At 66.7% G+C, this 13,355-nt stretch carries 10 protein-coding genes; 4 read left to right on the top strand and 6 right to left on the bottom strand.

Annotated features, from left to right (window positions below):
- Nucleotides 1-109 precede the first annotated feature (109 nt).
- The 3 genes from ileS to murJ all read right to left on the bottom strand — a co-directional run bounded on the left by ileS (nt 110) and on the right by murJ (nt 5,720).
- The gene (gene ileS / locus UU9_RS10670; RefSeq protein ID WP_007081765.1) at nt 110-3,007 is read right to left on the bottom strand and encodes an isoleucine--tRNA ligase; all 2,898 of its coding nucleotides are present in this window, start codon (nt 3,005-3,007) and stop codon (nt 110-112) included.
- 90 nt (nt 3,008-3,097) lie between these two features.
- A complete protein-coding gene (locus UU9_RS10665; protein ID WP_425476846.1) occupies nt 3,098-4,048 on the bottom strand; it encodes a bifunctional riboflavin kinase/FAD synthetase in 951 nt (316 codons plus the stop codon).
- A 61-nt stretch (nt 4,049-4,109) separates the two neighbouring features.
- A complete protein-coding gene (murJ, locus tag UU9_RS10660; protein ID WP_007081763.1) occupies nt 4,110-5,720 on the bottom strand; it encodes a murein biosynthesis integral membrane protein MurJ in 1,611 nt (536 codons plus the stop codon).
- A 249-nt stretch (nt 5,721-5,969) separates the two neighbouring features.
- Here murJ and rpsT point away from each other — a divergent pair, with 249 nt between their 5' ends.
- Nucleotides 5,970-6,233: a 30S ribosomal protein S20 gene (gene rpsT, locus UU9_RS10655; protein WP_007081762.1), complete on the top strand. Its 264-nt coding sequence runs from the start codon at nt 5,970-5,972 to the stop codon at nt 6,231-6,233.
- A gap of 144 nt (nt 6,234-6,377) precedes the next feature.
- Here the strand turns inward: rpsT and cgtA are convergent, their stop codons facing one another.
- From cgtA to rplU, 3 genes are all read right to left on the bottom strand, one after another.
- Nucleotides 6,378-7,457, bottom strand: a complete 1,080-nt coding sequence (gene cgtA, locus UU9_RS10650) for an Obg family GTPase CgtA (protein ID WP_007081761.1) — start codon at nt 7,455-7,457, stop codon at nt 6,378-6,380.
- A gap of 183 nt (nt 7,458-7,640) precedes the next feature.
- Nucleotides 7,641-7,898 carry a 50S ribosomal protein L27 gene (gene rpmA / locus UU9_RS10645; protein WP_007081760.1) on the bottom strand — a complete coding sequence of 86 codons (258 nt, stop codon included), beginning with the start codon at nt 7,896-7,898 and terminating at the stop codon, nt 7,641-7,643.
- A 19-nt stretch (nt 7,899-7,917) separates the two neighbouring features.
- Nucleotides 7,918-8,232: a 50S ribosomal protein L21 gene (gene rplU, locus UU9_RS10640; protein WP_007081759.1), complete on the bottom strand. Its 315-nt coding sequence runs from the start codon at nt 8,230-8,232 to the stop codon at nt 7,918-7,920.
- A 192-nt stretch (nt 8,233-8,424) separates the two neighbouring features.
- Between rplU and uvrA the strand changes: the two genes are divergently transcribed.
- From uvrA to UU9_RS10625, 3 genes are all read left to right on the top strand, one after another.
- Nucleotides 8,425-11,370, top strand: coding sequence for an excinuclease ABC subunit UvrA (gene uvrA, locus UU9_RS10635; protein WP_007081758.1), 2,946 nt, complete (start codon nt 8,425-8,427; stop codon nt 11,368-11,370).
- Complete coding sequence (locus UU9_RS10630) at nt 11,367-11,798, top strand: acyl-CoA thioesterase (protein ID WP_007081757.1); 432 nt, start codon at nt 11,367-11,369, stop codon at nt 11,796-11,798. The genes uvrA and UU9_RS10630 overlap by 4 nt, the downstream gene beginning before the upstream one ends.
- A gap of 97 nt (nt 11,799-11,895) precedes the next feature.
- On the top strand, nt 11,896-13,347 hold the full coding sequence (locus tag UU9_RS10625; RefSeq protein WP_007081756.1) for a DUF4139 domain-containing protein: 1,452 nt from the start codon (nt 11,896-11,898) through the stop codon (nt 13,345-13,347).
- The last annotated feature ends 8 nt before the right edge of the window (nt 13,348-13,355 follow it).

The raw sequence follows: 13,355 nt of genomic DNA, 5'->3' as shown, positions 1-13,355 counted from the left end.
CTTCCCCCGCAGGCGGGGGAAGGAAGTCATCGGGCTCCTCGAAACAGCCAGCTCCCTTCCCCGCCCGCGGGGGAAGGTGCCCGAGGGGTGGAAGGGGGCACTCCGGAAATCAGAACCAGCGCCGATCCTCGCCCGGCCCTTCGACATTGCTGACGCAGCGTCCGCACAGCTCCGGATGCTCCGCATGGCTGCCGACATCATCGCGGCGATGCCAGCAGCGCACGCACTTGGCGGCGTCGCTGACGCTGGCCGAAACCCAGGCTTCGGCGCCTTCCAGATCGACCTTCACGGCATCCTCCGGCCGCGGCAGCAACGGCGCCACGTGCAAGTCGGACACGATGAAGAAGAAGCGCAGCTCATCGGCGGTGTCGGCCAGGCGCGCCTGCGTGGCGTCATCCGCATGGATCACAAGTTTCGCCTCCAGTGCGGCGCCGATGCGCTCGCCCTTGCGCATGCCTTCCAGCACACGCGAGGCGGTATCGCGGACCGCCAGCAGCTCGGCCCAGTAGCGGCGCTGCGCCGGCGAATCCTGAGTGGCGACCAGGCCGTCGTACCAGGTTTCGAACAACACGCTGTCGCCGCGCTCACCAGGCAACTGCTGCCAGATTTCCTCGGCGGTGAACGCCAGCACCGGCGCCAACCAGCGCACCAGCGCCTCGGCGATGCGATACATCGCGCTCTGCGCGCTGCGCCGGCCGCGGCTGTCGGTCGGCATGGTGTAGAGCCGGTCCTTGGTGATATCCAGGTACAGCGCGCCCAGCTCGTTGGTGCAGAAGTTCTGGATGCGCGCCACCACTTCGGGAAAGTCGTAGCGCTCGTAAGCGGCCAGCACCGCCTGCTGCACGTCGTACGCCTGCTGCACCGCCCACTGGTCGAGCAGCAGGCTGTCTTCCACCGGCAGCAGGTGTTTCGCCGGATCGAAACCGTCGAGGTTGCCGAGCAGGAACTTGGCGGTGTTGCGGATGCGGCGGTAGGTGTCGGAGACGCGCTTCAGGATCTCGTCCGAAACGGTCATCTCGTTGCGGTAATCGGCCGAGGCTACCCACAGCCGCAACACGTCGGCGCCCAGCGTGTCCATCACCTTCTGCGGCGCCACCACGTTGCCCAGTGACTTGGACATCTTGCGGCCGTTGGCGTCCACCGCGAAACCGTGGGTGAGCACATCCTGGTACGGCGCGCGGCCGAAGATCGCCGACGAGGTCAGCAACGAGGACTGGAACCAGCCGCGGTGCTGGTCGGAGCCTTCCAGGTACATCACCTTGTAATGCGAGGCGGTGCCCTGCTGCAGTTCCGGGCGCTGTCCGATCACGGCGTAGTGGGTGACGCCGGAATCGAACCACACGTCCAGCACGTCGGTGACTTTCTCGTAATCGTTCGCCTCATCGCCCAACAGTTCGGCGGGGTCCAGCGTGAACCATGCATCGACACCGCCCTGCTCCACCTTCTTCGCCACCTGCTCCAGCAAGGCGACGGAATCGGGATGCGGCTCCTGCGTGGCCTTGTGCACGAACAGCGCGATCGGCACGCCCCAGGTGCGCTGGCGCGAGATGCACCAGTCCGGTCGGCCGGCGACCATGCCGGCGATGCGCTCCTCACCCCAACTCGGCACCCAGCGCACGGACTTGACCGCGGTGAGCGCGGTCTCGCGCAGCTTCGCCTGCTCCATCGAGATGAACCACTGGGGCGTGGTGCGATAGATCACCGGCGTCTTGTGGCGCCAGCAATGGGGGTAGCTGTGCTCGATCTTCGCGAACGCCAGCAGCACGCCACGCTGGCGCAGCATGTCGACGAGGGCGTCGTTGGCTTTCCAGATGTGCATGCCGGCCAGCTCGAGGCCGTCGGCAGCCGGCGTGTCGGCACGGTAGGTGCCGCGCGGCTCGATGTAGTTGAGCAGCTCGATGCCGTACTCGCGGGCCACCACGAAATCCTCCACGCCGTGATCGGGCGAGGTGTGCACGGCGCCGGTACCGTCTTCGGCACTGACGTGGTCGCCGAGGATCACGGGGACTTCGCGGGGGTAGAAGGGGTGGTGGAGTTTTTGGCCTTCCAGCACCTTGCCGAGCGCGTGGCCGTGGACCAAAGCGCCCTCTTCCGCCCTTCGGGCACCTTCTCCCGCAAGCGGGAGAAGGGAGTAACGGGCCGCCATTTTGTCCACCAGCGCGGACGCGACGACCAGCAGCACGCGCCTGCCGTCGCGCGATGGCCCTTCGATCAACGCATATTCGAGATCCGCACCCAGCGACACCGCCTGGCTTTCCGGCAGCGTCCACGGCGTGGTGGTCCAGATCGGGATGGCCACGATGGCATCGCCCGCGTCCACGCCGAACTTCGCCGCCAGTGCCGTCGGATCGACCGCGTCATACGCCACGTCGACGGCGGGCGAAACCTTGTCGGCGTATTCGATTTCCGCCTCGGCCAGCGCTGAGGCGCAGTCGAAGCACCAGTACACAGGCTTGGCGCCGCGCAGCACGTGGCCGTTGGACACGATGCGGGCCAGCGCGCGCAGCATGTCGGCCTCGTAGCTGAAATCCATGGTGCGGTACGGGCGCGACCAGTCGCCCAGCACGCCCAGGCGCTTGAAGTCGGCGCGCTGAGTGTCGACCTGCTCGGCCGCGTATTCGCGGCATTTCTGCCGGAACGCGGCGGCATCGAGTTTCACCCCGGGCTTGCCGAATTTCTTCTCCACCGCGATCTCGATCGGCAGACCGTGGCAATCCCAGCCGGGCACGTACGGCGCGCGATGCCCGGAGAGCAGCTTCGACTTGACCGTGATGTCCTTCAGGATCTTGTTGACCGCGTGGCCAATGTGGATCGCGCCATTGGCGTACGGCGGGCCGTCGTGCAGCACGAACACCTTGTCGCGGTTGGCGGTGAGCTGCTGGATCTGCGCATAGCGATCGACCTGTTCCCACTCCGCCAGCCAGCCCGGCTCGCGCCTGGGCAGGTCGCCGCGCATCGGGAACGCCGTCTGCGGCAGGTTGATGGTGCTCTTGTAATCGTGGGTCATTGCGGGGTTGCCATGTTGTTGCCCACCGGGCGTGGGCAAAGGGTTCAACGTTAATGGATTACGCGGCGTGCGGGAATCGGTGGCGGGGTTTCATGGCGCACTCAATCGCGGGTTCATGCCCAGCAGCTCGCGCGCACGGCAGGCGTCCAGATGCATCTGCGCCTTGAGCGGTTCGAGCCCGTCGAATTTCTGCTCGTCGCGCAATTTGGCGACAAATTCCACCGCCATGCGCTGGCCGTAGAGATCGCCGCCGAAATCGAAAAGATGCACTTCCAGCAGCGGCTGGCTCACCTCGTTCACCGTGGGCCGCACGCCCAGGCTGGCCACGCCGGGCCAGCTGCATTCGCCCTCGCCCAGGCCCACGCGCACGGCAAAGATGCCTTGCACCGGGCTGACCCGCTGCTGCAGGTGGATATTGGCGGTGGGATAGCCCAGCGTGCGGCCCAGCTGATTGCCGTATTCCACCTTGCCGTCGATCACGAATGGACGGCCGAGCAGCGGCTCGGCGCCCGCGAACTCGCCCGCGGCCAGCAACGCGCGCACGCGGCTGGCGGAAACCCGCGCACCATGCAGCTGCACCGCCGGCATGGTGCAGGCGACAAAGCCCAGCTCGCGCCCCATGCGTTCCAGCAGGGGCACATCGCCGCCGCGCTTGTGCCCGAAGCGGAAATCGCCGCCCACCCACACCTCGCGCGTGGCCAGCCGGTCGCACAACACGCGCTGCACGAAGTCCTCGGCGGGCATGGCGGTCAGCGCGCGGTTGAAGCGCAGCAACAGGGTCTGCTCCATGCCCGCGGCGGCAAAGCCCTTGATCTTTTCGCGCACGCTGGACAACCGCGGCACCGGTTCGGGCGAGAAAAACGTGCGCGGCAACGGCTCGAAACTCACTACCGCCGGCGTGCAGCCAAGCGCCTGGGCGCGCTCGCGCACCTTGGCCAACAACGTCTGGTGCCCGCGATGGAGGCCGTCGAAGGCGCCCACGGCAACCACACTGCCGTGTGGCGCCAGGCAAGGGCCCGCGACATCCCTGGAAAGTCTCATCATGGCGCAAGTATAACGGGCGCACCCGCCGCGATTGAGCGGAAGCGCCGCGTCGACGCCATCACGCGCCGCGCAGATCGCGCAGGCGGAAGCCGGTGGCGAACAGCATGCCGACGTAGGTCAGGCCACCGCCGCAAACCAGCAGCGCCAGATGCCACAACCGGTCCACCACGGATACGCCGACCGTCCAGTCCGGCCATACCCAGCGCCCCAGCAACAGCACCGCCACCATCGCCGCGCATGCCACCCCCAGGCGCAACATGTGACGCGCCCAGCCGGGCTGACGCTGATACACGCCGGCGCGCTTCAGCCAATGCCACAACAGCCACAGGTTGACGTAAGCCGCCATCGCACTGGCCATGCCCAGTGCCATGTGCAGACCGGGCAGCCGGGCCAGGCCCTCCAGCCAGGGCAATTGCTTCAGCGCGGGCGACGCCCACCACTCGAACAGCAGCAGCAGGAACACCACGTTCAACACCATGTTGGTCAGCAACGACGCCACCGCCGCGCGTACCGGCGTGCGGGTGTCCTGGCGCGAATAGAACGCCGGCAGCAGCACCTTCACCAGCGCGAACGCCGGCAAGCCGAAGCTCAGCGCGGTAATCGACAAGGTCGCCATATGTGTGTCGTGCGCGGTCCAGTGACCGTGCTGGAACAGCGTGGCCACCAGCGGCCCGGCCAGCAGCAGCAGCGCGAACATCGCCGGCACCGCGATCAGCAGCGTGATCCGCAGGCCCCAGTCCAGCGCCCGCGAAAAGCCCGCGGTATCGGTGGTGACGTGGTGGCGCGACAGCGACGGCAGGATCACCGTACCCAGCGCCACGCCGAACACGCCCAGCGGCAGCTCCAGGAAACGGTCCGCCTGCGACAGCCAGCTCTGCGAGCCGGCGATCAGCAGCGAGGCGATCACGGTATCGAACAGCAGGTTGATCTGCGCCACCGACGAGCCGAACAGCGTGGGCACCATCAGCCGCATGATCTTGCGCACGTCGGGGTGGCTCCAGCCCCAGCGCGGCAAGGTCAGCAGATCCAGCCCGCGCAGCGCCGGCAACTGGAACAGCAGTTGCAGTATGCCGGCAGCCAGGATCGCCCAGCCCATCGCCATGATCGGCGTGTCCAGCCGCCGCGACAGCCACAGTGCGCCGGCGATCATGCACAGGTTGAGGATCACCGGCGTCAACGCCGGCAAGGCGAACCGATGGAAACTGTTGAGCGCGCCACCGGAAAGCGCGGTCAGCGACACGAACAGCAGGAAAGGAAACGTCAGCCGCAACAGGTCGACGGTCAGCTCGAACTTGCGCGGCTCGTCGATCGCGCCGGGCGAAAACAGCACCGTGACCTGCGGCGCGAAAAAAATGCCCAGCGCCGTGATCAGCAACAGCACGCCACCGAGCGTGCCCGACACCCGCGACATCAGGTTCTTCAGCTCCGCATGCGTGCCCTTCTCCTTCACCTCGGTGAACACCGGCACGAAGGCGGTCGAAAACGAGCCCTCGGCAAACAGCCGGCGCATGAAGTTGGGAATGCGGAACGCCACCCAGAACGCGTCGGTGGCGCCGTTGGCGCCGAAGGCCGCGTTGATCGACATGTCGCGCACCAGCCCGAGCACCCGCGAGATCATCGTCATGCTGCTGAACGAGAGCAGCCCGCGGAACATGCTGGGAGACTTCATGCGCCTGATATCGCCTTGTGCTGAGCGGAAGGAGGCACCCGGGCCAGCCGGGCGCGGCGCGTAGTTTGACAGCGGCCGGCGCCAAGTTGACAGCCCGGCGCGGGCAGAATCCGGGCATCCCGGCGGCGAGGCCGTGGCCGGGGCTCGACAATGGCCCGGCCATGGCCTGCATTCAATTGACGCACGGCCGAATCACCCGCATAATTGGCGTCTTTTTCCAACCCCAACACTGCATTCCGGAGTTCTACCTTGGCCAACATCAAGTCCGCGAAGAAGCGCGCGCGCCAGTCCGAACAGCGCCGCCTGCGCAACATCAGCGCACGTTCCATGGTCCGTACCGCCCTGAAAAAGGTCGTCAAGGCCATCGAGGCCAAGGACAAGGCAGCCGCCGTTGCCGCCTTCACCGTCGCCCAGCCGGTGATGGATCGTTACGCCGCCCGCGGCCTGATCCACAAGAACAAGGCCGCCCGTCACAAGAGCCGCCTCAACGCGAAGATCCGCGAACTGGCGTAAGCCAGCCACCGCGATCCGGGTTGGTCATGGCGGGTGATTTCCCCCGCCATTGAAACGATGAAGCCGGCGCAAGCCGGCTTTATTCATGACATGAGCATCAAGCGGAGCCGGCGCGAGCCGGCTTTTCGCGTTTGCGGTGGAAGCTCAGCCCTGCGGCGCTTCCCCGCGCAGCCGCACATCGCCCGCGAGCATGTCGGTGCGGCCCTGGTGTTCCTCGCGCTGTGCGTCGAAGAACTGCTGCACTTGCTGGCACACCGTCAGCGTGTTCTCGCGCGTCGCCGCCGACACCAGGAACCACGGCTGCGTCCAGCCCAGCCGCTGCACGATATCGGCGGCCACGGCGTCGCGCTCATCCGGCGCCAGCATGTCGGCCTTGTTCAGCACCAGCCAGCGCGGGCGCTCCAGCAATTCCGGGTTGAACTTGGCCAGCTCGTTCTCGATCGCGCGCACCTGCGTCACCACGTCGGTGTCGTCGATGGGTGCGATGTCGACCAGGTGCAGCAGCAGCGACGTCCGCGCCACGTGGCGCAGGAACTGGATGCCCAGGCCGGCGCCATCGGCGGCGCCCTCGATCAGGCCGGGAATGTCGGCGATCACGAAACTCTGGTCGGTACCGAGGCTGACCACGCCCAGGTTGGGGTGCAGCGTGGTGAACGGATAATCCGCCACCCGCGGTGTGGCCGCCGACACGGCCCGGATGAAGGTCGATTTGCCCGCATTGGGAAAGCCCAGCAGGCCCACGTCAGCCAGCAGACGCAACTCCAGTTTCAGCTCGCGCGCGTCGCCGGGCGTGCCCGGCGTGGCCTTGCGCGGCGCCCGGTTCACCGAACTCTTGAAGTGGATATTGCCCAGGCCGCCCTTGCCGCCCTGCGCCACCAGCATGCGCTGGCCGTGGCCGGTGAGGTCGCCGATCACCTCGTCGGTATCGACATTGGTGACCATGGTGCCGACCGGTACGCGGATGACCGTGTCTTCCCCGCCCTTGCCGTACATCTGGCTGCCCATGCCGTTCTCGCCGCGCTTGGCCTTGAAGGTACGCTGATGGCGAAAATCGACCAGCGTGTTCAGACCCTCGTCCGCCACCAGCCACACCGAGCCACCAAAACCGCCGTCACCGCCATCGGGCCCGCCGAACGGAATGAATTTCTCGCGGCGGAAACTGATGCAGCCATTGCCGCCATCGCCCGCCAGGACCTTGATGTTTGCTTCGTCGACGAATTTCATTGGGGGGCCGGGAATGGGGAATAGGGAATGGGAAATGGGAAATGGGAAGAGCGGGCAACCGGGATAGGTTACGGGACTAGCGGGAGTGCCGCTTTAACGATTCCCGAATCCCAAATCCCGAATCCCGTCGCAAAAACGAAAAACCCCGCCGAAGCGGGGCCTTCGCTATCGCGTCGCGGAGGCTTACGCCTGCACGACGTCGACGAAACGGCGGTTCTTGTCGCCGCGGACCGCAAACTTTACGGTGCCATCGACCAGCGCAAACAGCGTGTGGTCGCGGCCCAGGCCGACGCCGACGCCCGGGTGGAACTGGGTGCCGCGCTGACGCACGATGATGTTGCCGGCTTCGATGGCCTGGCCGCCGTAGATCTTCACGCCCAGGTATTTCGGGTTCGAATCGCGACCGTTGCGGCTGGAACCTACGCCTTTTTTATGTGCCATGACTCAATGCTCCAGTTGCTCAGGCGTTGATGCCCGTGATCTCGATTTCGGTGAAGTGCTGACGGTGACCCTGCTGCCGCTTGTAGTGCTTGCGGCGGCGGAATTTGATGATGCGGATCTTGTCGGCGCGGCCGTGCTTGCGGACGGTGGCGCTGACGGTGGCGCCTTCCACGATCGGCGCACCGACGGTGACCGACTCGCCGGAACCGACCAGCAACACCTGGTCGAAGCTCACGGTGGCGCCTTCTTCGGCGGTCAACAGCTCCACGCGCAGGACATCGCCCTGCTGAACGCGGTACTGCTTGCCGCCAGTCTTGATGACTGCGTAACTCATGGGAATGCCCTTCTGTCGTTATTCTCTTGGGTATCGCCATGACCCATTCAGGTCTGGCGAACTGCGGATTATAGCGACCCGCCGCCGCGCTGGTCAATTACTGACCACAGGCCGGACAACCTCGCCGCAGCCCACAAAAAATACCATCTGAACGTCTTGGTATAGTAATCGGCTCCCCCATATCCAGCTGTCATGGACACTATCAGCATCCGCGGCGCCCGCACGCACAATCTCAAGAACATCGACCTGGACCTGCCGCGCGACAAGTTGATCGTGATCACCGGCCTGTCCGGCTCCGGCAAATCCTCGCTGGCGTTCGACACCATCTACGCCGAAGGCCAGCGCCGCTACGTGGAATCGCTGTCGGCGTATGCGCGGCAATTCCTGTCGATCATGGAGAAGCCCGACGTCGACCACATCGAGGGCTTGTCGCCGGCGATCTCGATCGAGCAGAAATCCACCTCGCACAACCCGCGCTCCACCGTGGGCACGATCACCGAGATCTACGACTACCTGCGCCTGCTGTACGCCCGCGTGGGCACGCCGCGCTGCCCCGACCACGGCATCGCGCTGGAAGCGCAGACGGTGAGCCAGATGGTCGACGCCACGCTGGCGCTGGATCCGGAGAAGCGCTACATGCTGCTGGCGCCGGTGGTGCGCGAGCGCAAGGGCGAGCACGTGCAGATCTTCGAGCAACTGCGCGCGCAGGGTTTCGTGCGCGCCCGCGTCGACGGCGCAGTGTACGACCTCGACGCGGTGCCGCCGCTGATGCTGCGCCAGAAACACACCATCGAAGTGGTGATCGATCGTTTCCGTCCGCGCGACGACATCAAGCAGCGGCTGGCCGAGTCGTTCGAGACCGCGCTGCGGCTGGGCGAGGGGTTGGTGATCCTGGTGGACATGGACGCGGGCTCGGGCGGCGCCGAAGCAGCGGCCGAGCAGTTGCTGTCCTCGCGCTTCTCCTGCCCGGTCTGCGATTACTCGCTGCCGGAGCTGGAGCCGCGGCTGTTTTCCTTCAACGCGCCGGCCGGCGCCTGTCCGTCATGCGATGGCCTGGGCATCACCCAGGTGTTCGATCCGGCGCGCGTGGTCAGCCATCCCGAACGGCCGCTGGCCAGCGGCGCGGTGCGCGGCTGGGACCGGCGCAATGCGCACTATTTCCAGCTGATCCTGTCGCTGGCGGCGCATTACGGCTTCGATGTGGATACGCCGTGGCAGGATCTGCCCAAGGACGTCCAGAAGGCCATCCTGTTCGGCAGCGGCAAGCAGCGCATCGCGTTCCGCTACCTCACCGAGCGCGGCGGCAAGGTCACCCGCGAGCACGCATTCGAGGGCATCGTGCCGAACATGGAGCGGCGCTACAAGGAGACCGAATCGGCGGCGGTGCGCGAGGAGCTGGCGCGTTTCATCAGCGACCAGCCCTGTCCCGAATGCGAGGGCCAGCGGCTGAACCGTTCGGCCCGCAACGTGTTCGTGGCCGAGCACGCCTTGCCCACGCTCACCCGCCGTTCGATCGATGATGCCCTGGCGTTTTTCGACAAACTCACCCTGCCCGGCTGGCGCGGCGAGATCGCGGTGAAGATCATCAAGGAGATCCGCGAGCGGTTGAGCTTCCTCAACGACGTGGGCCTCAACTACCTCACGCTGGACCGGCAGGCCGATTCGCTCTCCGGCGGCGAGGCCCAGCGCATCCGGCTGGCCTCGCAGATCGGCGCGGGCCTGGTCGGCGTGATGTACGTGCTGGACGAACCCTCGATCGGCCTGCACCAGCGCGACAACGAGCGCCTGCTGGGCACGCTCACCCGGCTGCGCGACCTGGGCAATACGGTGATCGTGGTGGAGCACGACGAGGACGCCATCCGCATGGCCGACCACGTGCTGGACATCGGCCCCGGCGCGGGCGTGCATGGTGGCGAAATCGTGGCGCAAGGCACGGTGGCCGACATCCTGGCGGCGCCGCGTTCGATCACCGGCCAGTTCCTCTCCGGCACGCGCGCGATCGAAGTGCCCGAGAAGCGGCGCCAGCCGATCGACAAGGCATCCTGGCTGCAGCTCAAGGGCGCCAGCGGCAACAACCTGAAGGACGTGGACCTGGCGATTCCCGCAGGGCTGTTCACCTGCATCACCGGCGTCTCCGGCTCGGGCAAATCCACCCTCGTCAACGACACCTTGTTCCGGCTCGCCGCGGCGGAGCTGAACGGTGCCAGCACCCAACCGGCGCCGTACCAGTCGGTGGAAGGCATGGAGCTGTTCGACAAGGTGGTGGACATCAACCAGTCACCCATCGGCCGCACGCCGCGCTCCAACCCGGCCACCTACACCGGCCTGTTCACGCCGCTGCGCGAGATGTTCGCGCAGGTGCCGGAGGCGCGGGCGCGCGGCTACACCGCCGGGCGTTTCAGCTTCAACGTGCGTGGCGGCCGCTGCGAGGCGTGCGAGGGCGACGGTCTGATCAAGGTGGAAATGCACTTCCTGCCCGACGTCTACGTACCTTGCGACGCCTGCCACGGCAAGCGCTACAACCGCGAGACGCTGGAAATCCTCTACAAGGGCCACACCATCGCCGACGTGCTGGACATGACGGTGGAAGATGCGCTGAAGCTGTTCGAGAACGTGCCCACCCTGGCGCGCAAGCTCGACACGCTGCGTGCCGTGGGCCTCGACTACATCAAGCTGGGCCAGAGCGCGACCACGCTGTCCGGTGGCGAGGCGCAGCGCGTGAAGCTGTCCAAGGAGCTGTCCAAGCGCGACACCGGCCACACCTTGTACATCCTGGACGAACCCACCACCGGCCTGCACTTCCACGACATCGAGCAACTGCTCGACGTGCTGCACCAGCTGGTCGACCAGGGCAATACCGTGGTGGTGATCGAGCACAACCTGGACGTGATCAAGACCGCCGACTGGATCGTCGACCTGGGCCCCGAAGGCGGCGCCGGCGGCGGCCGCATCCTGGTCACCGGCACGCCGGAAACCGTGGCGGCCACGGCCGCGTCGCATACCGGGCATTTCCTGGCACCGCATCTGAAAATCGCCAAGGCGGCGAAACCACCCGCCACCAAGCGGGTCAAATCCGCCGCCAAGCACATCGCCTCGGCCGACAAATACAAGCCGATGCGAAAGAAGAAGACACCATGAGCGGCGAGGCATCCGCGGCCCTGTCCGCCACGCCCATGTTCACCGCCGCCATCGCGGTGCGCTGGCGTGACCTGGACGCGTTCAACCACGTCAACAATTCCACCTACCTCACCTACCTGGAAGAGTCGCGGTTGCAGTGGATGCTGTCGATGGGCGATGTGTTCGATCCCGCTTCAACGCCCGTGCTGGCCGCCAGCGAACTGAATTACCGGAGGCCGATCGCGTGGCCGGCGCAAGTGCAGGTGCAGTTGCTGTGCGAGCGCCTCGGCAACAGTTCGATCACCGTCGCCCACCGCATCGTCGACGCCGGCGATCCCGAGCGGCTGTATTGCGACGGGCGCGTGGTGATGGTGTGGATCGATCCGCAAACAGGCAGATCGGTGCCGCTGCCGACGAGCGTGCGCAGCGCTGCGGGCCGACCCGCATAGCGCATCGGTGAATATCCGACGCGGCTCACATACGGCCGCGCACGGCGTTCACGCATCATCGTTATGATGTCCATCGATTCCCCGATGGAGCACGCCGATGACCCCACGCCGCACGCTTCTTGCGCTCGCCTGCGCCGCCGCCACGCTGGGCACCGCCACCGTCCACGCCAGCGACAACACCGAACTCACCCTCTACCGCAGCGACAGCAGCGCGCTGTATGCCAGCACGGGCGACGGCGGCGTCGATGACGGCTATGCCGTGGTGCGCGAGCAACGTTCGCTGACGCTGGCCGCCGGCAGCCACGACGTGGTGATTGGCGACCTACCCAACTTCATCGATCCCGAAGCGATGGCACTGGGCTTTCCTGCGGGCAACGCCAAGGTCGTTTCGCAGCGCCTGCTGCTGGCGCAAGGGCAGAACGCCGCGCTGACCGGGCTCGTCGGCCACGCGGTGGACGTGCTCGGCGACAACGGCCAATCGCTGGCCAGCGGCAGCTTGTTGCGTGCCGGCGACGGGCTGCTGGTGCGCGGCGGCGACGGCAACACCACGCTGGTGCGCAACTACGCCGCGGTGCGCGCTATGGGCGGCGACTTCCCCACCGGCTCCAGCCTCAGCCTGCGCGTCGACGCGCAGCGCGCGGGCCAGGCCAACGCCGTACTCAGTTATCCCACCGCCGGGCTGGGCTGGCGCGCCGCCTATGTGGCCACGCTGCAACCGGGCGCGGCCTGCCGCATGCAATTCGAATCGCGCGCCAGCATCGCCAACCGCAGCGGCCGCGATTGGCGCGATACCAAGCTCACCCTTATCGCCGGCGAGCCGCACTTCGCCAAGCCCTCCGCACCGCGACCGATGATGGCGATGGCGCGCAGCTACAAGGCGGAAAGCGCCGACATGCCTGCGCAATCCACCCTCGCCGACTACCGCAGCTATACGCTGCCCGCGCCGGTCGACCTGCCCGACGGCAGCGTCAGCCAGGTGCCGCTGTACGCCACCCGCACGCTGGATTGCACGCGCACCGCGCTGCTGGAGAACGGCAACAGCTACCAGCCGCCGCAGCCGCAGATAAATCCCGCTTTCAACCTAAGCAGCGACGCCGGAATCACCAGCACGCTGAGCCTGAAGGCCTTCGACAGCCTGCCCGCGGGCTATCTGCGCGTGCTCACCGCCGACCGCAACGGCACGCCGCAATTCATCGGCGAAGGCCGCATCGACGACACGCCCAAGGGCAGCGACGCCACGATCACGCTGGGCACCGCGTTCGACCTGCGCGCCCAGCGCGAGCGCACCGCGTTCAACGTCGACAAGGCCGCCCGCACGATGGATGAGGCCTTCCGCATCACGCTGACCAACGCCGGCGACAGCGCGCGTGCGGTCACCGTGCGCGAACACCCGAGCCGCTGGCAGCAGTGGACGCTGGTGTCCTCGACCAGCAAGCCGGACAAGCAGACGCCGGACCTGCTGGAGTTCCGCGTCAACGTGCCCGCCGGCGGCAAGGCCACGCTGGACTACGCCGTGCGCTACCAGTGGACCGCCGACCAGACGCCCTGAGGAGCCCC

The sequence above is a fragment of the Rhodanobacter fulvus Jip2 genome (assembly GCF_000264315.1).
GTDB classification, from domain to species: domain Bacteria; phylum Pseudomonadota; class Gammaproteobacteria; order Xanthomonadales; family Rhodanobacteraceae; genus Rhodanobacter; species Rhodanobacter fulvus.
This window is presented reverse-complemented; position numbering and strand designations above follow the sequence as displayed.

Bases quoted from the DNA above. Each gene is read 5' to 3' on its own strand.
- ileS (WP_007081765.1), bottom strand. From the start codon at position 3,007: ATGACCCACGATTACAAGAGCACCATCAACCTGCCGCAGACGGCGTTC.
- UU9_RS10665 (WP_425476846.1), bottom strand. From the start codon at position 4,048: ATGAGACTTTCCAGGGATGTCGCGGGCCCTTGCCTGGCGCCACACGGC.
- murJ (WP_007081763.1), bottom strand. From the start codon at position 5,720: ATGAAGTCTCCCAGCATGTTCCGCGGGCTGCTCTCGTTCAGCAGCATG.
- cgtA (WP_007081761.1), bottom strand. From the start codon at position 7,457: ATGAAATTCGTCGACGAAGCAAACATCAAGGTCCTGGCGGGCGATGGC.
- rpmA (WP_007081760.1), bottom strand. From the start codon at position 7,898: ATGGCACATAAAAAAGGCGTAGGTTCCAGCCGCAACGGTCGCGATTCG.
- rplU (WP_007081759.1), bottom strand. From the start codon at position 8,232: ATGAGTTACGCAGTCATCAAGACTGGCGGCAAGCAGTACCGCGTTCAG.
- uvrA (WP_007081758.1), top strand. From the start codon at position 8,425: ATGGACACTATCAGCATCCGCGGCGCCCGCACGCACAATCTCAAGAAC.
- UU9_RS10630 (WP_007081757.1), top strand. From the start codon at position 11,367: ATGAGCGGCGAGGCATCCGCGGCCCTGTCCGCCACGCCCATGTTCACC.
- UU9_RS10625 (WP_007081756.1), top strand. From the start codon at position 11,896: ATGACCCCACGCCGCACGCTTCTTGCGCTCGCCTGCGCCGCCGCCACG.